This is a genomic window from Streptomyces sp. NPDC048196, assembly GCF_040652715.1.
Classification (GTDB): Bacteria; Actinomycetota; Actinomycetes; order Streptomycetales; family Streptomycetaceae; genus Streptomyces; species Streptomyces siderophoricus.
This window is the reverse complement of sequence record NZ_JBEZMM010000002.1, coordinates 1-17,580: the sequence shown is the minus strand read 5'-3', so window position 1 is coordinate 17,580 and position 17,580 is coordinate 1. Positions and strand designations below refer to the sequence as shown.

The 17,580-nt window shown below is 71.6% G+C and carries 15 protein-coding genes and 3 pseudogenes; 11 read left to right on the top strand and 7 right to left on the bottom strand.

Annotation, left to right across the window (positions count from 1 at the left end; all coding sequences use genetic code 11):
- From AB0E02_RS03725 to AB0E02_RS03710, 4 genes are all read left to right on the top strand, one after another.
- Positions 1 to 1,395 (top strand): aldehyde dehydrogenase family protein, encoded by a 1,395-nt coding sequence (locus tag AB0E02_RS03725; protein ID WP_362135616.1) that lies wholly within the window; start codon positions 1 to 3, stop codon positions 1,393 to 1,395.
- A 96-nt stretch (positions 1,396 to 1,491) separates the two neighbouring features.
- Entirely contained in the window at positions 1,492 to 2,736 is a 1,245-nt protein-coding gene (locus AB0E02_RS03720; protein ID WP_362135614.1) for an LLM class flavin-dependent oxidoreductase, read from the top strand.
- A gap of 28 nt (positions 2,737 to 2,764) precedes the next feature.
- Positions 2,765 to 3,898 (top strand): acyl-CoA dehydrogenase family protein, encoded by a 1,134-nt coding sequence (locus AB0E02_RS03715; RefSeq protein WP_362135612.1) that lies wholly within the window; start codon positions 2,765 to 2,767, stop codon positions 3,896 to 3,898.
- Positions 3,895 to 5,373, top strand: a complete 1,479-nt coding sequence (locus tag AB0E02_RS03710) for an amino acid adenylation domain-containing protein (protein WP_362135610.1) — start codon at positions 3,895 to 3,897, stop codon at positions 5,371 to 5,373. The genes AB0E02_RS03715 and AB0E02_RS03710 overlap by 4 nt, the downstream gene beginning before the upstream one ends.
- Positions 5,374 to 5,513: 140 nt before the next feature.
- On the opposite strand, the gene AB0E02_RS03705 is transcribed toward AB0E02_RS03710, so the two are convergent.
- Positions 5,514 to 6,953 carry a HAMP domain-containing sensor histidine kinase gene (locus AB0E02_RS03705; protein ID WP_362135607.1) on the bottom strand — a complete coding sequence of 480 codons (1,440 nt, stop codon included), beginning with the start codon at positions 6,951 to 6,953 and terminating at the stop codon, positions 5,514 to 5,516.
- Entirely contained in the window at positions 6,950 to 7,684 is a 735-nt protein-coding gene (locus AB0E02_RS03700) for a response regulator transcription factor (protein ID WP_362135605.1), read from the bottom strand. The genes AB0E02_RS03705 and AB0E02_RS03700 overlap by 4 nt, the downstream gene beginning before the upstream one ends.
- Before the next feature lie 146 nt (positions 7,685 to 7,830).
- On the opposite strand from AB0E02_RS03700, the gene AB0E02_RS03695 reads away from it, so the two are divergent.
- The 3 genes from AB0E02_RS03695 to AB0E02_RS03685 are packed head-to-tail and all read left to right on the top strand — an operon-like array spanning position 7,831 to position 10,400.
- Entirely contained in the window at positions 7,831 to 9,192 is a 1,362-nt protein-coding gene (locus tag AB0E02_RS03695) for a ferredoxin reductase family protein (RefSeq protein ID WP_362135602.1), read from the top strand.
- Between the two features lie 10 nt (positions 9,193 to 9,202).
- Positions 9,203 to 9,643 carry an FMN-binding protein gene (locus tag AB0E02_RS03690; RefSeq protein WP_362135600.1) on the top strand — a complete coding sequence of 147 codons (441 nt, stop codon included), beginning with the start codon at positions 9,203 to 9,205 and terminating at the stop codon, positions 9,641 to 9,643.
- The gene (locus AB0E02_RS03685) at positions 9,636 to 10,400 is read left to right on the top strand and encodes an FAD:protein FMN transferase (RefSeq protein WP_362135598.1); all 765 of its coding nucleotides are present in this window, start codon (positions 9,636 to 9,638) and stop codon (positions 10,398 to 10,400) included. Before AB0E02_RS03690 ends, AB0E02_RS03685 begins: the two co-directional genes overlap by 8 nt.
- Positions 10,401 to 10,471: 71 nt before the next feature.
- Here AB0E02_RS03685 and AB0E02_RS03680 read toward each other — a convergent pair whose 3' ends face one another.
- The gene (locus AB0E02_RS03680) at positions 10,472 to 11,374 is read right to left on the bottom strand and encodes an alpha/beta hydrolase (protein ID WP_362135596.1); all 903 of its coding nucleotides are present in this window, start codon (positions 11,372 to 11,374) and stop codon (positions 10,472 to 10,474) included.
- A gap of 129 nt (positions 11,375 to 11,503) precedes the next feature.
- Between AB0E02_RS03680 and AB0E02_RS03675 the strand changes: the two genes are divergently transcribed.
- Positions 11,504 to 12,055 (top strand): helix-turn-helix domain-containing protein, encoded by a 552-nt coding sequence (locus AB0E02_RS03675; RefSeq protein ID WP_362135594.1) that lies wholly within the window; start codon positions 11,504 to 11,506, stop codon positions 12,053 to 12,055.
- Between the two features lie 123 nt (positions 12,056 to 12,178).
- A complete protein-coding gene (locus AB0E02_RS03670; protein ID WP_362135592.1) occupies positions 12,179 to 13,744 on the top strand; it encodes a hypothetical protein in 1,566 nt (521 codons plus the stop codon).
- A 289-nt stretch (positions 13,745 to 14,033) separates the two neighbouring features.
- On the opposite strand, the gene AB0E02_RS03665 is transcribed toward AB0E02_RS03670, so the two are convergent.
- Together AB0E02_RS03665 and AB0E02_RS03660 are read right to left on the bottom strand one after the other, a co-directional pair.
- Positions 14,034 to 14,339, bottom strand: coding sequence for a hypothetical protein (locus AB0E02_RS03665; protein WP_362135590.1), 306 nt, complete (start codon positions 14,337 to 14,339; stop codon positions 14,034 to 14,036).
- 110 nt (positions 14,340 to 14,449) lie between these two features.
- Positions 14,450 to 15,145: a TetR/AcrR family transcriptional regulator gene (locus AB0E02_RS03660; RefSeq protein ID WP_362135588.1), complete on the bottom strand. Its 696-nt coding sequence runs from the start codon at positions 15,143 to 15,145 to the stop codon at positions 14,450 to 14,452.
- 113 nt (positions 15,146 to 15,258) lie between these two features.
- Here AB0E02_RS03660 and AB0E02_RS03655 point away from each other — a divergent pair, with 113 nt between their 5' ends.
- Positions 15,259 to 16,641: a serine hydrolase domain-containing protein gene (locus AB0E02_RS03655; RefSeq protein WP_362135586.1), complete on the top strand. Its 1,383-nt coding sequence runs from the start codon at positions 15,259 to 15,261 to the stop codon at positions 16,639 to 16,641.
- Between the two features lie 114 nt (positions 16,642 to 16,755).
- Here the strand turns inward: AB0E02_RS03655 and AB0E02_RS03650 are convergent.
- A pseudogene (locus AB0E02_RS03650) lies at positions 16,756 to 16,920 on the bottom strand (NAD(P)H dehydrogenase); the annotation flags it as partial.
- Positions 16,921 to 16,944: 24 nt separating this feature from the next.
- Between AB0E02_RS03650 and AB0E02_RS03645 the strand changes: the two are divergent.
- Positions 16,945 to 17,316: pseudogene (locus AB0E02_RS03645) on the top strand (nuclear transport factor 2 family protein); the annotation flags it as partial.
- Between the two features lie 75 nt (positions 17,317 to 17,391).
- Here AB0E02_RS03645 and AB0E02_RS03640 read toward each other — a convergent pair.
- A pseudogene (locus tag AB0E02_RS03640) lies at positions 17,392 to 17,580 on the bottom strand (hypothetical protein); the annotation flags it as partial.

Genomic DNA, 17,580 nt, shown 5'->3' with positions numbered 1-17,580 from the left:
ATGCCCGCCCCCACCGCTTCGGCGCCGCGCACCATCAACGCCCTTGTGCCGTCGGGAAGTTACGCGCCCCACCGCCGCGAGGCCGTATCCGATGTCGCGGGCCGCCCCTTCGCCGACCTGGCGAGGGTGCCACGGCTGGCCGTGGCCCGCACCATCGAGGAGATGCGCCGGGCCGATGCCCCCTCGGCCGACGGGACACGGAAGGTGATCGCCGCCGCGGGCCGCCTCTTCGCCACCGCCACCCTGGACGGCGAGGGCCCGGAGGACTACTGCCACGCCGTGGCCCGGACGGCCGGACTGCCGCTGGCCACCCCCCGTGCCGCGCTCCGCCTCTTCGCCACCGGCGCCGCGGCCATCGCGGCCGGCGCGGCCGGCCAGCGGCCGACGGCGGTGGCGGCCCGCTACCCGTGGGCGGGCGAGGCCCCCGCCACGGCCCCGGGCGCCGTCTGGACCCGGAGGGGCGACGTCCTCGCCGTCCTCGCACCCGGCAACCACCCCGGGCCGCACCTCGAATGGCTCACCGCCCTCGCCCTCGGCTACCGGGTCGCGGTACGCCCCTCACGCCGCGACCCGTTCACCCCGGCCCGGTTGGTCCACGCCCTGCGCGCGGCCGGCCTGGACCCCGCGCACTGCGCACTCCTCCCCGGCGGCCACGAGGTCGGTGACGCACTGGTGGAGGCGGCCGACCGGTCCGTCGTCTTCGGTGGCGATGACGTCGTACGCCGCTACGGCGCGGACACCTCGGTCTTCGTCCAGGGCCCCGGCCGCTCCAAGATCCTCCTTTCCGAAGGCGCCGACTGGCGCGGCCACTTGGACGTCATCGAGGAGTCCCTCACCTCCGGCGGTGGGCTCGGGTGTGTGAACGCCACCGCACTGCTCGTCGAGGGAGACCCCCGCCCGGTGGCCGAGGCACTGGCAGCCCGGCTCGCCCGGCTCCCGGTCCGGCGACCCGAAGCCCCCGACGCGGTCCTGCCCGTCACCCCGCTCGCCCGCGCCCACGCGCTGCGCGCCCACCTCGCACGGCGGGCGACGGGAACCGAAGCACTGCTCGGAGCGGACGGCCTGGTCGCCGACCTGGGCGACGGCAGCGCCGCGCTACGCCCCGCCCTCCACCTCGTCACCGACCCGCAGGACCCCGTGCTCGGTGCCGAAATGCCGTTCCCCTGCGTATGGGTGGCGCCCTGGAACCGCCGCGACGGCCTCGGACCGCTGCGGCACAGCCTGGCCCTGATGACGCTGACCGACGACGCCGCCCTGGTCGCCGCGGCCGTCAGCGATCCCACCATCCGCAACGTCTTCCTCGGCACCCGCCCCACCAGCACCTACGTACCCGGTCTCCCCCATGACGGCCATCTCGCGGAGTTCCTGATGACCGCGACCACCGTCGTCCCGTAACCGAACCGCCCCGGAACAGCTCAGCCGACGGAGCCGAAAGCTGCGGCCGACCGGCCGAAGTCCACCAAGACCCAGGGAAGGCAGAACGGAACAGCCATGAAGTTCCTCCTCTTCATCACCCCGACCATCCCCGCCACCTTCGAGGAGCGCGAGCGCCTGCGCCCCATCGGCCGCAACAACGAGAAGTACCAGGAGATGCTCACCGAGGTCCGCGAGATCGCCCAGCTCGCGGACGAGGTCGGCTTCGATGTCCTCTCCACCACCGAACACCACTTCCACTCCGAGGGCTTCGAGATCTCCGTCGCCCCACTGCTGCTCTACGCGGACCTCGCCGCCCGCACCGAACGCATCAAGTTCAGCCCGCTCGGCCTCGTACTGCCCTCCTGGGACCCGCTGCGCGTCGCCGAGGAGCTGGCGATGCTGGACCACCTCACCAAGGGGCGCATCTACGGCGGATTCGCCCGCGGCTTCCAGGACCGCTGGCTCAACGTGATGGGGCAGCACACCCGCGTACGCGGCACCCCGATGGACGGCTCGGCGACCGACGATCACAACCGCAGCGTGTACGAGGAGTACATGAAGATCGTCAAGATGGCCTGGACGCAGGAGACGATCGACTACAACGGCCAGTACTACCAGGTGCCCTTCCCTTACGAACAGGGCATCACCCGCTGGCCGGCCCAGGAGTGGACCAAGAAGTACGGCGCCCCCGGCGAGCTGGACGAGAACGGCGTCATCCGCCGTGTCTCGGTCGTCCCGGCCCCCTACCAGCAGCCCCACCCGCCGCTGATGCAGCCGTTCTCCCTCAGTGAGAAGACCATCCGCTACACCGCCCGCGAGAACATCACGCCCTGGATCCTCGGCTCGCGGCCGGAGAAATTCGTCGACCTGTGCCGTGCCTACCAGCAGACCGCCGCCGAGCACGGCCGCGACCTGAAGCTGGGCGAGGGCGTCGGCGCCATGCGCTCCCTGCACTTCGCGGACACGCCGGAGGAGCTGTACGACATCACCGAACGCACCACCTACGCCGCCTTCAACGAGTACCTCGGCGACTTCGGCTTCTGGGAGGCGTTCCGGCTGGCCGACGACGACGAGAAGTACCCCGGCCGGATGCTGCCGAAGAGCGAATGGACCGTACAGCGGATGTTCGACTCGCAGTACGCCCTCGGCGGCACCCCCGAGCAGGTCCGCAGCCAGGTCGCCGAGGTCGCCTCCTGCTACGGCAACGACGGCGAACTGAGCTGGTTCGGCCTGTACGTGGAGCAGGGGCTGATGCCGCTGGAGGAGACGAAGAAGCAGCTGCGGCTCTTCGGCGAGCACGTCATCTCCCACTACCGCTGATCCTCCCGCCTCCCTGAAGGGCCCGCCCATGGACTTCTCCTGGACCGACCACCAGCAGGCCGTGTACGACCGTGTGCTGGCCGGCGCCCGCGCACTCGGCGGCACCGCTTCGCGCACGCCCGCCGCCGTCCGCGACCACTGGCGCGCCGGTGCCGAGCTCGGCCTCACCGGTCTGTCGGTTCCCGAAGAACTGGGCGGGCGCGGGTACGACGCCGTGACCACCGCTCGCGCCGTCGAGGCGGCCGGGCGCGGCTGCCCGGACATGGGCCTGCTGTTCTCCGTTCTGGCCCATCTCTTCGCCACGGTCATGCCGATCGCCGAGCACGGCCACGACGCCCTGCGCGAGGAGCTCGTCCCGCGCCTGGCCGACGGCACCGCGATCGGCGCCAACGCGATCACCGAGGAGGGAGCCGGCTCGGACGTCACCGCCCTGCGCACCACGGCCGAGCGGCACGGCGACCACTACCTCCTCAACGGCACCAAGTCCTTCGTCAGCAACGCCCCCGTCGCCGATCTCCTGCTCGTCTACGCGGTCACCGACCCGGCGTTCGGCTTCCTCGGCGTCACCTGCTTCGCCGTCGACCGCGACACCCCCGGCGTCACCGTCGGTGACCCCTTCGACAAGCCGGCCCTCACCACCTGCCCGGCGGCCGCCGTCACCTTCACCGACACGCCCGTGCCCGCCACCCGCGTCGTCGGACGCCCGGGGCAGGGCGCCGCCCTCTTCCAGTCCTCCATGCGCTGGGAGCGCAGCTGTCTGTTCGCCGCGTACCTGGGACAGATGTCCCGCCTCGTCGAAGAGTCCGTCCAACACGCCGCGACCCGCGAGCAGTTCGGGCAACCCCTCGCCGCCCACCAGGCCGTCTCCCACCGCATCGCGGACATGAAGCTCCGCCTGGAGACCGCCCGGCTCCTGCTCTACCGCACCTGCTGGCTCCTGGACCGCGGCGAGCACACCCCGCTCGACATCGCACTGAGCAAGCTCCACACCGCCGAGAGCGCCATCCAGACCGCCCTGGACGCCACGCAGCTCTTCGGCGGCTCGTCCTTCTCCACCCGTACGGACATCGCGCGCGCCCTGAGCGACGCGCTGCCGGCCCGTACCTTCTCCGGCACCTCCGACATTCAGCGCGAGCTGATCGCCAAGGGGCTCGGCCTGTGACCCGCTCCCCCCTTCTCCACGACCTGGTGACCCGCGCGGCCCGCCGCACCCCCGGCGCACCGGCCGTCGCCGACCCCGTCACCACCCTCACGTACGCCCAACTCGACGTGGCAGCAGACCAGTTGGCGGACGAGCTGCACCGCATCGGAGTCACGGCGGGCGACCGGGTGGCCATCTGGACCGACAAGACCGTCCGGGCCGTCGCCGCCACCCAGGCCGTCCTTCGCCTCGGCGCCGTCTACGTCCCCATCGACCCGCTCAACCCGGCGCACCGCGCCGCGCAGATCATCGAGGACTGCACTCCGGCCGCCGTCCTCACCACTGCGGACCGCGCCCCGGCCGTCACCCGGCCCGGCACCGCACTCCTCCTCGACCACCCGGCCGAACCGCACCACACCCCGGGCGCCACGTCCCGCTGTGCTCCGCGCCCCCGTCTGGCACCCGACTCCCCGGCCTACATCCTCTACACCTCGGGCTCCACCGGCCGCCCCAAAGGCGTCTGCCTCAGCCACCGCAACGCCTTGGCCTTCGTCGACTGGGCCGTCGACACCCTCCACGCCGCCCCGTCCGACCGCTTCGCCAACCACGCCCCCCTCAACTTCGACCTCTCCGTACTGGACCTCTACACCGCCTTCGCCGCCGGCGCCTCGGTCCACCTCATCCCCGCCGACCTCGCCTACGCACCCCGGGCGCTGACCGAGCTGCTCGATCACCGGCAGCTCACCGTCTGGTACTCGGTCCCCTCCGCCCTCCAGCTGATGATGCGCGCCGGCGGCCTCCTGGACCGGCCGCTGCCGCATCTGCGTGCGGTGCTCTTCGCCGGCGAGGTCTTCCCGCCCGACGACCTCCACCGGCTACGCCGGCACTGGCCGGGCAAGCGCTTCCTGAACCTCTACGGCCCCACGGAAACCAACGTCTGCACCGCCTACGAACTCCCGCCACCCGACGCGACGCCCCCGCCGACCCCCACGCCCATCGGCCGCCCCACCTGCGGCAACGACGTCATGATCCTCGCCCCCGACAACGAACTCGCCGTCGCCGGCCCCACCGTCATGCTCGGCTACTGGAACCGGCCACCGCACCAGGGCTGGTACCGCACCGGCGACCGCGTACGCCGCGCCGAGAACGGCGACCTCCTCTACCTCGGCCGCCTCGACGACACCGTGAAGATCCACGGCATCCGGATGCATCTGACCGAGATCGAGGCGGCCCTCTCCTCCCACCCCCATGTCTCGGAGGCCGCGGCCCTGGTCACCCGCTCCGCCCTCGACACCCGGCTGACCGCCTTCATCGTCCCGGCCACCACGACCCCGCCCCCACTGCTCACCCTCAAACGCCACTGCGCCACCCGCCTGCCGCGCGGCATCACCATCGATGCCGTCCACCACCTCCCGGCCCTCCCCCGCAACGCCAACGGCAAGGTCGACCGGCAGCAACTACGCCGCGACAGCGACCCGGGCGCCGACGCTCCCTGACCGGCCGGCCTCCCCGCGCGCTCCCGGCCATGGACGGACGTCTTCCCCGGCCGCCTGCCCGCCGGGAGCCAACGCTGACCTGACGATGCCGGACCGGCGGGACGCCTGGGGTGGTGGTGACGGGGAGCCGTTCGTGGAACTCACCGACCGGATGCCGCCGCGGGGAAGGTGGCCGTGAACTCGGTGTGACCGGGGCGACTGGTCAGGGAGACCGCTCCGTGGTGGGCGGTGACGACGGCCTCCACGATGGCGAGTCCCAGGCCGGTGCCGCCGGCCGCCCGGGAGCGGCTGTGGTCGACGCGGACGAAGCGGCCGAAGACCTCCGGCTGGATCTCCTCGGGCACGCCGGGGCCGTCGTCCAGGACCGTCAGCCGGACGTCGTGGTCGTCGGCGGCGAGTCGCACCGTCACGGCGGTCCCGGGCGGGGTGTGGGTCCGGGCGTTGGCGAGCAGATTGCTGACGACCTGGTGCAGGCGGTGTTGGTCACCGGTCATGGTCACGGCCGTCTCGGGGAGGTCGAGCAGCCACCGGTGACGGGGGCCGGCCGCCCGCGCGTCGTCGACCGCGTCGAGCACGAGCCGGGTCAGATCCACCGGTGTGCGTTCCAGCGCACGGCCGGCGTCGAGGCGGGCGAGCAGCAGGAGGTCGTCCACCAGCCGGCTCATGCGCTCCGACTCGGCCTGGATGCGCTCCAGGGAACGCCGGATCTCGCCGGGTACCGGCCCCTGGTGCCGGAGGGCGAGTTCCGCATGGCCCCGGACATTCGCCACCGGAGTCCGCAGCTCATGACTGGCGTCGGCGGCGAAGTGCCGCAGCCTGTTCTCGCTGGCGTGGCGGCGCTCCAGTGCGTTGCCGACGTGGCCGAGCATCCGGTTGAGGGCGGTACCGACCTGCCCGACCTCGGTGCGCGGGTCGGCCACCGGCACCGGATCCGGCATCGCCACCTCTCCGCTGGCCAGCGGCAGCTCGGCGACCCGGGCGGCCGTGGTGGTGACGCGCCGCAGGGGGCGCAGCGACAGCCGTACCCACAGGGCGCCCAGGACGCCCGTGACCACGAGCGCCCCGCCGAACACCGCGGCCTCCACCGCCTCCAACCGGTGCACGGTCTCCTCGACGGGGTGCAGCGGCAGGCCCGTGACCAGGACGTCGCCGTCGTCGCCGGATACCGCGTTGACGCGGTACCGCCCCAGCGCGGCCAGTCGGACGCTGTGTCCGGAACCGTCGGTGGGCAGAGCCGCCAACGCACGGCGGTCCTCGGCGGACAGCGGCACCGCGGCATCCGTCTGGTCCCGTACGACGGCCGCCTGGGTGGGTGTGCCGCGCAGCAGCCGGGCGCCGAAGGTGCCGTCGGACTGGCCGCGGGTGTCCGGCCGGTTGTCGGCGTCCGGCCGGGCCTCGTGCTCCAGGCTCACCGCGAACCGGCCCGCGGAGGCGGAGAGTTGCTGGTCCAGGCGGCTGACCAGGAACCCTTCGAGCGCGACGACCGTGGTGATGCCGACCGCCAGGCAGGCCAGCGCCAGCAGGGCGACCAGACCGGCCGTGAGCTGGCTGCGCAGGGTGCGGGGACCGATCCGCGTCACGGGGACTCCGGCTTGAGGACGTATCCGACACCGCGGACGGTGTGGATCATCGGGGTCCGGCCGACGTCGATCTTCTTGCGCAGATAGCTGATGTAGAGCTCGACGACGTGGGACCGGCCGCCGAAGTCGTAGGACCAGACGCGGTCCAGGATCTGCGCCTTGGACAGTACCCGCCGTGGATTGCGCATCAGGAAGCGGAGCAGCTCGAACTCGGTGCGGGACAGTTCGACGAGCTGGCCGGCGCGGAGGACCTCCCGCGCCTCCTCGTCCATCACGAGGTCGCCGACGACCAGCCGGTCGCCGTCCGGCTCACGGGCCATCCCGGCCCGGCGCAGCAGACCGCGCAGCCGCGCCAGCACCTCTTCCAGGCTGAACGGCTTGGTCACGTAGTCGTCGCCGCCCGCGGTGATCCCGGCGATCCGGTCCTCGACGGCGTCACGTGCGGTGAGGAAGAGGACACAGACCGTCTGCAGCTCGCGGCGCAGCAGGTGCAGCACCTGCAGGCCGTCGATGTCGGGCAGCATCCAGTCCAGGACGACGGCGTGCGGGCGGAAGGTCCGTGCCACGGCGAGCGCGGAGGCGCCGTCGGCCGCGCTGCGGACCTCCCAGCCCTCGCCGGCCAGGGCGCCGGAGAGCACCTCGGTGAGGTCCGGCTCGTCGTCGATCACGAGGACCCGTACCGGCGAGCCGTCGGCGCTGTGCAGCGGGGCGGGGGTGCGGTGCATGTGCATGGTGCCTCCAGCATCCCCCGCCCGGTGGCCGGCGGAGGTATGAGCCGGCTCTGAGTTTCCTGTGAATCAGGCGGCGGGTGCGCCGCTCAGAGGGTCTTCAGAGGTTGCGCTGCGACGCTGGCGCCGACCACGGAAGGGAAGCCTCCATGAGCACCGTCTCCGCCACCCGCCGGACCATCACCGGCAGCACCCCGCCGCGGTGGCCGCCGTCCCTGGCCCCCCTGCTCGCGCACGGCGTGATCTGGGCGGGGGCGGCCGGTGTGCTGGCCCTGTGGTGGACCGGTACGCCGTCGGTCGTGGGTCCGGCGGGCTGGCTGACCGGCGCCGGCCGGATCACCGGGCTGCTGGCCGGATACGCCTGCGCGGTACTGGTCGCGCTGATGGCCCGCGTGCCGCTGCTCGACCACAGTCTGGGCACCGACCGCCTGGCCCGCTGGCACGCGGCGGGCGGCCGCTACACCGTCTCACTGGTGCTCGCGCACATCCTCCTGATCATCTGGGGTTACACCCTCACCACCAGGAGCGGTGTCCTGCACGAGGCGACCACCCTCGTCCTCGACTACCCGGACATGCTCAAGGCCACCGCGGGCTTCCTGCTGCTGGTGGGCACCGGTGTCGTCTCCGCGCGGTTCGCCCGCCGCCGGATGAGCTACGAGGCCTGGCACTACCTCCACTTCGCCACCTACCTGGCGATCTTCCTCGCCTTCGGTCATCAACTCTCCAACGGCGCCGACTTCGTGGGGCGACGGCCCGCCCAGCTCGCCTGGTACGCCATGTATGCGCTGGTGGCAGCGCTGATCGCCGGGTACCGCTTTATCGCTCCGATCCGCCGTGCCCGGCGCCACCGCCTGCGGGTCACCGAGGTCCGCCCGGAGGCACCGGGCGTGGTCTCGGTGCACCTCACCGGCGAACGGTTGGACGAACTCGGCGCCCGGCCGGGCCAGTTCTTCCGCTGGCGCTTCCTGGCACCGGGCCTGTGGTGGACCGCCAACCCCTACTCCCTCTCCGCACCGCCGCTCCCCCATCACCTGCGCATCACCGTGAAGGAGGCCGGCGGCCACAGCGCGGCCCTGGCCCGGCTGCGGCCCGGCACCCGGGTGTGGGCCGAGGGCCCGTACGGCGCCTTCACCGCGGCGCGGCAGCGCGCATCCAAGGTGCTGCTGCTCGCGGGCGGCGTGGGCATCACCCCGCTGCGGGCCCTCTTCGAAACCCTCCCCGATGAGGTCACGCTGGTCTACCGGGCGCGGCGCCCCGAGGACCTCGCGCTGCGCACCGAGCTCGATGCGATCGCCGCGGCCCGCGGTGCGGCCGTCCACTATTTCGTCGACGAACCCGCCGTGTACTCCGCGCCGTTGACGGCCCGCGCACTGAGTCGCCTGGTGCCGGACCTGGCCGCGCACGAGGTGTATCTGTGCGGTCCGCCCGGCATGACCACCGCGGCCCGGCGGGCGCTGCGCGGTGCCGGCATACCCCGACGCCACATCCACCACGAGTCGTTCGAGTTCTGAGGAGTCCGCCGTGCGCCGAGCCGTTCTGACCACAGCGTCGACCAGCGCACTGGTCGTCCTCCTGCTCTCCCTCAAACCCCACCAGCCCGCCGACCTGACCGGCGACCCGGCCCGGACCGGTGCCGCACCGGCCCCGACACCCTCCGGGCCCGCCTCCCGGGGCAGCCGTCCGGCCGACGGCACCTACACCGGCGCCTCGATCAGTACCCGCTACGGCATCGTGCAGGTCATGGCCACCGTCAAGGCCGGCCGGCTGACAGCGGTCAAGGTGCTGCGCGCCCCGTCCGAGAACGGCCGCGACCGTGAGATCGCCGCCTACGCCCTGCCGCGTCTGTCGCAGGAGGCACTGAGCGCGCACAGCGCCCACATCGACGCGGTGTCCGGCGCCAGTTACACCAGTGCGGGATACATCCGGTCCCTGCAGAGCGCACTGGACCGGGCCGGTGTCTGAGTTCCGGCGCGGTCTGCACCATGTCGAGCGGGCGATGGGCACGGTGTTCTCCTTCGACATCCGCGACGCCCGCACCCCCGCCATCGAGGCCGCCCTGCGCGACGCCGTCGCCTGGCTCCACCACGTCGACGAGGTCTTCTCGACCTACCGCTCCGACAGCGCCATCAGCCGGCTCGCCCGCGGCGAGATCGGACTCGACGACTGCCCCGCGGAGGTACCCGAGGTCCTCGACCTGTGCGAGCAGGTGGGAGCCGCCACCCACGGCTGGTTCAGCGCCACCCCGGACGGCACTCTCGACCCGTCCGGACTGGTCAAGGGCTGGGCGGTCGAACGCGCCGGTCAGCTCCTGCGGGCGGCCGGCGCCCGGCACACCTGCGTCAACGGCGGCGGAGACCTCCAACTCAGCGGTGAGGCGGCGCCCGGCTGGCGCATCGGGATCGCCCATCCGCTGCGTCCGGGGGAATTGTGCGCCGTCGTCACCGGCCGCGACCTGGCCGTCGCCACCTCCGGCAGCGCCGAGCGCGGCCCCCACATCCTGAACCCGCACACCGGCACCCCCGCGGCCGGCCCCGCATCCATCACGGTGGTAGGCCCCGACCTGACCACGACCGACGCCTACGCCACCGCAGCGTTCGCGATGGGCACGGGGGCGCAGACCTGGCTGGAGGGGCTCGACGGCTACGAGGGCCTCGCAATAACGGGTGACGGCGAAGCCTGGCACACCCCGGGCTTCCCGGGGACCCCGTGCGCCGTTTAACGGGCCTTTCCGGTGCCGGCGCGCAGGTCGCCTTCTCGTCTTACGCCGTCAGGACACGGCGGGCCGCGCGATCAACGCGCCCCTGCGAGCAAGTGGTTGACGGCCTCGACCACCGCGTCCGCCCGTTCCTCGTGCAGCCACCCGTGGCCCGCGTCGTCGAGGACCCGCTGTTCACCGCGCGGGGACTCCGCGGCGACTTCGGCGTGCAGGGCGCGCTTGTTCTCGTTGATCTCGCGGAGCAGCTCCGCGGGCCACAGATGGGCCTGGGTGGCGTCGTGCCCCATGGCTGTGAGCACCATCAGCGGCACGTCGGGGGTGGCCGGGGCGTCCCGGAACTCGGCGGCGACCTTGTCGTAGAGGTTCTGGTTCTCGCGCGAGGCGGTCCGCCAAGTGGCGAGGTGGCGCGCGACCAGGGGCTTGCGTACCCACTCCGGCCATGCGGCGAAGTGCTGGGCCATCTGAGCTCGGGACTCCTCGAATTGTTCCGGCGTGGGCTCCACCGACTCCTGGTTTCCCATCTGCTCCAGCATCTCGTTGAGCTTCTCCCGTGCCTGCCGGGGAGCGCGGGTCACCATGTCCTCGTGGAAGGGGTCGAGCAGGAGCAGGCCGGCCACCTCGCCGGGGAAGCGCCTGGCGTAGTGGCGCGCGTAGGCCCCGCCCAGGGAGTGGCCGATCAGCAGGTAGGGGCCGGGAACGTCGGCGGCGTGGAGCAGTTCCTGTAGTTCGTCGGTCACTTCGCCGGCGGTACGGGGCAGTTCGGCGGGGTAGCTCCAGCCGTTGCCCCCGCGGTCGTAGAGCACGCTCATGGTCAGCTCGGCGACCCGGTTGTGGATGTTCAGGTAGTCCAGGCTCATCAGCCCAACTCCCGCGAGGAACACCGCCGTTGGGCCGCCGGTGCCGGAACGGTGCAGCATCAGGCGGCGACCGCCACCGATGTCGTGCAGACGCCCGAGGGGAGGCGATGTGTCAGTCATGGTCCGCTCCTACGCGATGCCGGTGCCCATACCGGCGCTGGGGCCGATGCCGGGTTGCGCCGTCGTGGGGCTCGCACGGCACTCCGTTCTCAGGTTTGAGAACAGTATCAGTCGTGAGACCATAACCGCATGGACACGGTCGACCTCCTCCTGCACCCCGTGCGACTGCGCGTCGTGCATGCCATGTCCGGCGGCCGGACGCTGACCACCTCGGAGTTGTGCGCGCTGCTGCCGGACGTGTCGAAGGCCACCGTGTACCGGCACGTGGGCGTACTGGTGGACAACGGCCTGCTGGAGATCGCGGGCGAGCAGCGGGTGCGCGGCACCGTCGAGCGCCGCTATCGGCTGCGGCGGGAGCGGGCCGCGATCGACGCCGACACCGCCGCTTCGGTTACGGTCGAGGACCATCGGCAGGTGTTCGCCGTGGCGATGGCGACCCTGCTGTCCGAGTTCAACGCTTACCTCGACCGGCCCGGCGCCGCACCCGCCGCAGACTTGGTGGGCTACCGCCAGCACGCGATGTGGCTCAGTCGGGACGAACTCGCCGAAATGATCGGCGAAATGCGCGACGTTCTGGTGCGCCGGATCACCAACGAGCCCTCACCCCAGCGCACCCGCTACCTGGTCAGCCCGATCATGTTCCCCTCAGAGGAATCGCCCACAGCCGGCGACGAGGAATAGGGGCGGTCTGCCCTCGGTCGGCGATCGGTGATGCGGCGACCGTGATGCGGCGATCGTGCTCGGCGCGTCAGCTCGCAGCGAGATGGCCGGAACTTGCCCGTCGGCCGACGCGTCGTGACTGGTGTGACCAACAACGAAACCGGCCCGGCCGCCCACCCCGAGGCCAGCGGGAGCGGGAACACCCGCAACACCGCCAGCACCGCCAGCACCGCCAGCACCGCCAGCGACACCATCGTCGATGACATCCAACAGCTCGCCGTGGCCTGGGAGAAGCTCCATTTCGAGTATGAGGACTTCCACGACGGCGCCCACGACCGGCTGGTCCTGGATGCCGCGGCGAAGCTGGGCGCCGATCCCGGCGGGCCGCTTGCCTATGTGTGGATCTTCGGGCTGGTGCTGGCCCTGCCGCATCTGTCCTGGGTGCCCGGCGACGGGGTCAAGGAGGCTGCGCTCCAGGCACTCAGGGCCGCCGAGCCGGTCCTGTCGGCACAGGACTGCGCGCACGACTCCCATCCGTACGACGTCCACGACGACGAAGAGGACGAGGAGTTGGCCGGGTGGCTGGTGGACCTCGTCGACGAGACGCAGGAGTGGTACGAGGACCGCCCGCGCGATGAGTGGCGCTGCCCGCGCAACGCCGCCGGGTTCGCGCGCATCGCCCTGCATGTCCTCGACCCCGGCTCGGTCTCGGACATTCCGGCACGGCTCCCACCCGAGGCCCACGCCACCATCGACACCCTGTCGGCGCTCCTGGAGGGCTATCCAAAAACCGATGTCTACGACGAGATCGAGGAGCAGGCCCGGGCCCTGCGTTCCGTCGAGGACCCGGACGACCGGGCCGGGCGGATCATGGTGGTCAGGGCGGTGGGCTGGTACGCCATTTCCGGCATGGTGCGCCGCAAGGACCTCCTCGACGAGCTGATCGAGGCGCTGGAGGAGGCGCTGAGCCATTACCCCGTCGAGCCCTGTGGACACGCCTGGGACGCGCACCCCCTCCTGCCTCAATTCGCACCGGAGGCCGCCAGGCTCGGCATCGAACTCAGCTACGCCGGCGGCCGCGTCCGCCACGAACGCCAACGCACGGAGCACGGGGACGACGGCGCACCGTTGGAACTGCTGCTGTGTCCCGCCTTCATCGCCGGGCTCGGGCAGGAGTCCCTGACGCAGCTGCGCACCGGCCGCGACCGTCTCTTCGCGCCGCGCGACGTCGCGCACCTGGACGCGGAATACCTGGCCGCCGACGGCCGACTGCAGATCGAGAAGATCGCCGAGCGGGTGGAGTACACGTCCCGGAACGAGCAGTACGCCGACGATCTGAGCCTGTGGGCGGCTCGGCGCTTCGAGCAGGCCGCCACCGCGCGCGAGCGTGCCGTACTGCTGCTCACGGCGCACCAGACCCTGCAGATCGCCTATCCCGACCCGGCGCGGGCCGTGGCCGAGGACGTGCTGCGGGTGCTGCGTACCGTCGCCACCGCGCCGCGCCCGGCCCGGTGCGCCCACGACGACGACCATCCACAGCTGCGGTACTCCCACTTCCGGCACGCCATGGCGCACTTCTACGCCCCTGAGGACTTCCCCACCCCCGAACGAGCGGAGCAGGCGCGCAGCGAGGCGGCATGGACCTGTCCGCGGTTCTTCGGCGAGGTCGCCGAGGCGGCGGTGCGGAAACTGGAAGTCCTGGTCGCGTAAGACGTCGTTCTGCTGGATCCGCGTGCGCAGTGCGGGCCAGGCAGCGGACGACGGTCTTGTCGTCACGGGTGACAAGACCGCCTTGCCGTCGCGGGGCGGGCGGCAAGGCCGCGCCGGTGGCCGCACGGTCGCCTGCTGCCTGATTCCCCGCGTCAGATCAACTCAAGGGACCGCTCAATGGGCCGCTCAATGGGCCGCTCAATGGGCGCTCACTGGGCGCTCACTGGGCCGCTCACTGGGCCAGGGCTCTTGGAAGTCGTCAGAGGTCGTCAGAAGTCGCCAGTCGTCGTCAGTCGTCGTCCGGATAGCGCCAGTTGATGGAAGCTGTGGCAGCCGGCGCGAGTGCCTGGATCCGTTCGCGGAAGGCGGCTTCGAAGTGTGGACGCCATGTATGGAAGCGACTGATGCCGATCGGGTAGTCGGTCTCGCCGGAGATCCAGTGCCGTCCGCCCTCCACGCTCCACCCGAGGCCGACCTCGTGCTCCTGCAGGCCTTCCGTACGGATCAGTTCGACGAGTCCGCTCAGGACGGACTTGGTCTGCGCCTCGTCGGCCAGCCCGTGCACCTCGAAGTCGAGCATGATGTTGACACCCATGAAGCCATGCTAGGCGGACGCGTTCGTGCGGAACCGCGGATCGGCCCTGCTCCGACGTGGCCAGGGGGACAGCCAAGGCGGGCGGGTGATGACTGGGATGGGGATACGGGTCAGTCGCGGCGACCGGCGTTGTCGGCGGTGAGGCGGGCCTCGAAGCCGTCGAGGAGGGCCTGGAGGCCGAACGCGAAGGTGTCGTCGGGCGCTGCGGCGTACTCCGTGGCGGCCGTGGTGTTGAGGCGTTCGCGCAGCCGTGGGAATTGCCTGGCGGTCTCGGTGGCGCGGGTCACGGCGTCGGCCATCAGTTGCTCGGCGTCCGCTCCGTTCTTGCTCAGCCGGCGGTTCAGTGAGACCTGCGCGGCAGGGCCGAGCGTGCTGCCGAGCACGAAGGTGAGGACGGTGGCGGCCGCCCGGTCCGCGTCGGCGGCGGCGAAACCCGCCTTCTCGTAGATGCCCAGGCTGAGGTCGTTGTGCCGGGCCTGACCGGGGCCGTGCAGGAGGTGGCTGCCGAATGCCTGGCCGAGCCACGGGTGCCGGGTGAGCATCGCGTGCATGCCGGTGGCGTGGGCGGTCGCGGCCGTGCGCCAGTCGGTGGTGTCGAGATCGGGCAGCTCGACCTCGCGCCAGATCGCGTCGCTGGCGAGCCGTACCAACTCGTCCTTGGTCTTGATGTGCCAGTAAACGGCCGTGGCGGCCGAGCCGAGCCGTTTCGCCAGGCTCCGCATGTTGAGGCCGTCCAGCCCCTCTTCGTCGAGCAGCTCGATGGCCTCACGGACGATCCGGTCTGCGGTCAGGGTGTCTCGCGGCATGACCGCCATGCTACTTGAACTTAGTTAAGCCAGCCCCCATCCGGCCTTGCACTTTGTTCAAGTGAGCCCTACGCTCCTTCTCGTACTTAGTTCAAGTGCCCGAAGGGGGAGCCATGTTGCAGAACAAGCTGTCGGAGTTCGTCACCACACAGGCCACGGAGCTCGGCGTTCCTGGCGTCGCCGTCGGGGTGCTCCTGGACGGTCAGGAGATCTACGCCTCGCACGGCGTCACGAGCCTCGCCGACCCGTCGCCGGTCGACGAGAAGACGCTCTTCCACCTGGCGTCGGTGTCCAAGACCTTCACGGCGACCGCGTTGATGCGCCTGGTCGCCGAGGGGAAGGTGGACCTGGACGCGCCGGTGCGGCGCTATGTGCCCGAGCTGAAGCTGGCCGACGAGCAGGCCGCGGCGCAGATCACCGTCCTGAACCTGCTCAACCACACCGCGGGCCTGGACTGGAACCTGATCGACGACGGCGAGGGCGACCGCTCCCTGGCCGGCCTCGTGGCCAAGCTGTCCGAACTGCCGCTGATCGCACGGCCCGGGGCCCGCGCGTCATACAGTCAGGCCGGATACAACCTGGCCGGGCGGGTCGTCGAGAAGGTCACGGGCCTGCCTTTCGAGCAGGCCATGGCCTCACTCGTCCTGGAGCCGGTGGGCCTGTCGGACACCGTGTACGGACTGGCGGAGGTGATGGTCCGCAAGTTCGCCGTGGGCTACAACCGGGGCGACGACGGCGAACTGCGCGCCGCCCGGCCCTGGGGAGCGTTCAGGGAGGGCGCGCGCGGCGACAACCCCGGCGGCGGCCTCGCCTCCTCGGTGAGCGACCTGCTGCGCTGGGCGCGGTTCCAACTGGGCGACGGAGAAGGCGTGTTGCCCGTTGCGGAGCTGCACCGCATGCGGGAGCAGACGGTCGCGCTGCGCGCCAGTACCCTCGGCGACGGCTTCGGCATCTGCTGGTTCCTGCACGACCTGGACGGCCTCCAGGGCATCGGCCACGGCGGCTCGGGCAACGGCCAGTTCGCCGAACTGCTCATCGTGCCCGAACGCAACTTCGCGGTGGTCTCCCTCGCCAACGTCGGCCCCGACGGCTACCCCTTCAACCAGTCCGTCGTGCGGTGGGCGCTGGAGCACTGCCTCGGCGTCGTCGAGAAGACGGCGGAGCCGCTCCCCTACGACGCAGAAAAGGCCCAACAGGTCGTCGGCCGCTACGACATCGACGCCATGAACCTCGACCTCGCCACCGACGGCACCCGCCTCACCCTGGCGGTCGGCATCAAGCCGGAGATCCGCGAGGCATCGGACGAGGAGATGCCCCCGGACTACCCGGCCGCGGCCATCGGCTTCCTCCCCGGCGACGGCGACGAGTACCTCGTCACCGAAGGCGGCCTCAAGGGCCAGCGCGGCTACTTCTCCCGCGACGCCGACGGCACCATCACCGGCATCGACCTCGCCGGCCGGCTCTTCAACCGCATCCCGGGAGCATCAGCATCCTGACCCCACGGAGGCGCCAGGAAGGCGCTTCTCTAGGAAGGCACGCCGGCCAGCCACGAAGCGCCCGTATCACCCGGTCCGCAGGTGAGCCCCCGCCACCACGGGGGCGCACGCGGATCAGGCGGTGCGGGCGGCCTTGAGGGGAGCTGTGGTGTCGACGACGCGGCGGGCCTGGTGGCGGGCCGCCTGCAGGGTGACCTCGCCGGGCGGGCCGTCGGCGGTCACGTGGGAAGTGCCGTAGGGGTTGCCTGACTGGAACGGGATGGGGTCGGTGTAGCCGGGGAGCCCGGCGCGGGCGCGACCACGGCCCGGCGCGCCGATGTCGTCAGAGCCTTCAAGCAGGCATGGGAGGCCAAGGACATCGACGCTCTCATCGGCTTGTTGGCCCCCGACGCCACGGCGACCGGTGACGGCGGCGGACTCGTCACCGCGGCGCTCCACCCCGTCGAAGGCGCCGAGCAGGTCGCACGCTTCTTCGCCGACCGGCCGGGGGCGGCGCCCGGCATGAGGCTCGTGGAACGTACGGTCAACGGGCAGCCGGGGCCGGTGGCTGAACGGGACGGCGTCACCGTATCGGTGATGGCGTTCGACGTCACCGGCGACCGGATCCACCACATCTGGGCCGTACTCAACCCCGAGAAGCTCCGTGCCTGGGCGACGGGCTCGCGGACGCTGTAACTCAGCCCAACTGCCTGGCTTCCCCCAGGGGTTCGGCCGGCCTCGTCCCCGTGCCCCGGCCCGCCGCCGTTGTCGTCAGCCGCGTCCGGTGAACTGCTGCCCGACCCCGAGTCGGCGCAGGTCGGTGAGGACCTTCGGGTCCTGGGCGTCGAGCCAGTCGCAGAGCTGGCGGAAGGAGACCAGCCGGACGTCCTTGCGCTTTTCGTCGGCGATGTGCTTGAGCGCTTCCTCGACGGCGTCCATGTAGATGCCGCCGTTCCACTG

What these genes read in the sequence shown, in the direction of transcription:
- AB0E02_RS03715 (WP_362135612.1), top strand. Translation starts at nt 2,765, where the DNA reads ATGGACTTCTCCTGGACCGACCACCAGCAGGCCGTGTACGACCGTGTG.
- AB0E02_RS03720 (WP_362135614.1), top strand. Translation starts at nt 1,492, where the DNA reads ATGAAGTTCCTCCTCTTCATCACCCCGACCATCCCCGCCACCTTCGAG.
- AB0E02_RS03700 (WP_362135605.1), bottom strand. Translation starts at nt 7,684, where the DNA reads ATGCACATGCACCGCACCCCCGCCCCGCTGCACAGCGCCGACGGCTCG.
- AB0E02_RS03665 (WP_362135590.1), bottom strand. Translation starts at nt 14,339, where the DNA reads ATGGGTGTCAACATCATGCTCGACTTCGAGGTGCACGGGCTGGCCGAC.
- AB0E02_RS03655 (WP_362135586.1), top strand. Translation starts at nt 15,259, where the DNA reads ATGTTGCAGAACAAGCTGTCGGAGTTCGTCACCACACAGGCCACGGAG.
- AB0E02_RS03660 (WP_362135588.1), bottom strand. Translation starts at nt 15,145, where the DNA reads ATGCCGCGAGACACCCTGACCGCAGACCGGATCGTCCGTGAGGCCATC.
- AB0E02_RS03680 (WP_362135596.1), bottom strand. Translation starts at nt 11,374, where the DNA reads ATGACTGACACATCGCCTCCCCTCGGGCGTCTGCACGACATCGGTGGC.
- AB0E02_RS03675 (WP_362135594.1), top strand. Translation starts at nt 11,504, where the DNA reads ATGGACACGGTCGACCTCCTCCTGCACCCCGTGCGACTGCGCGTCGTG.
- AB0E02_RS03725 (WP_362135616.1), top strand. Translation starts at nt 1, where the DNA reads ATGCCCGCCCCCACCGCTTCGGCGCCGCGCACCATCAACGCCCTTGTG.
- AB0E02_RS03695 (WP_362135602.1), top strand. Translation starts at nt 7,831, where the DNA reads ATGAGCACCGTCTCCGCCACCCGCCGGACCATCACCGGCAGCACCCCG.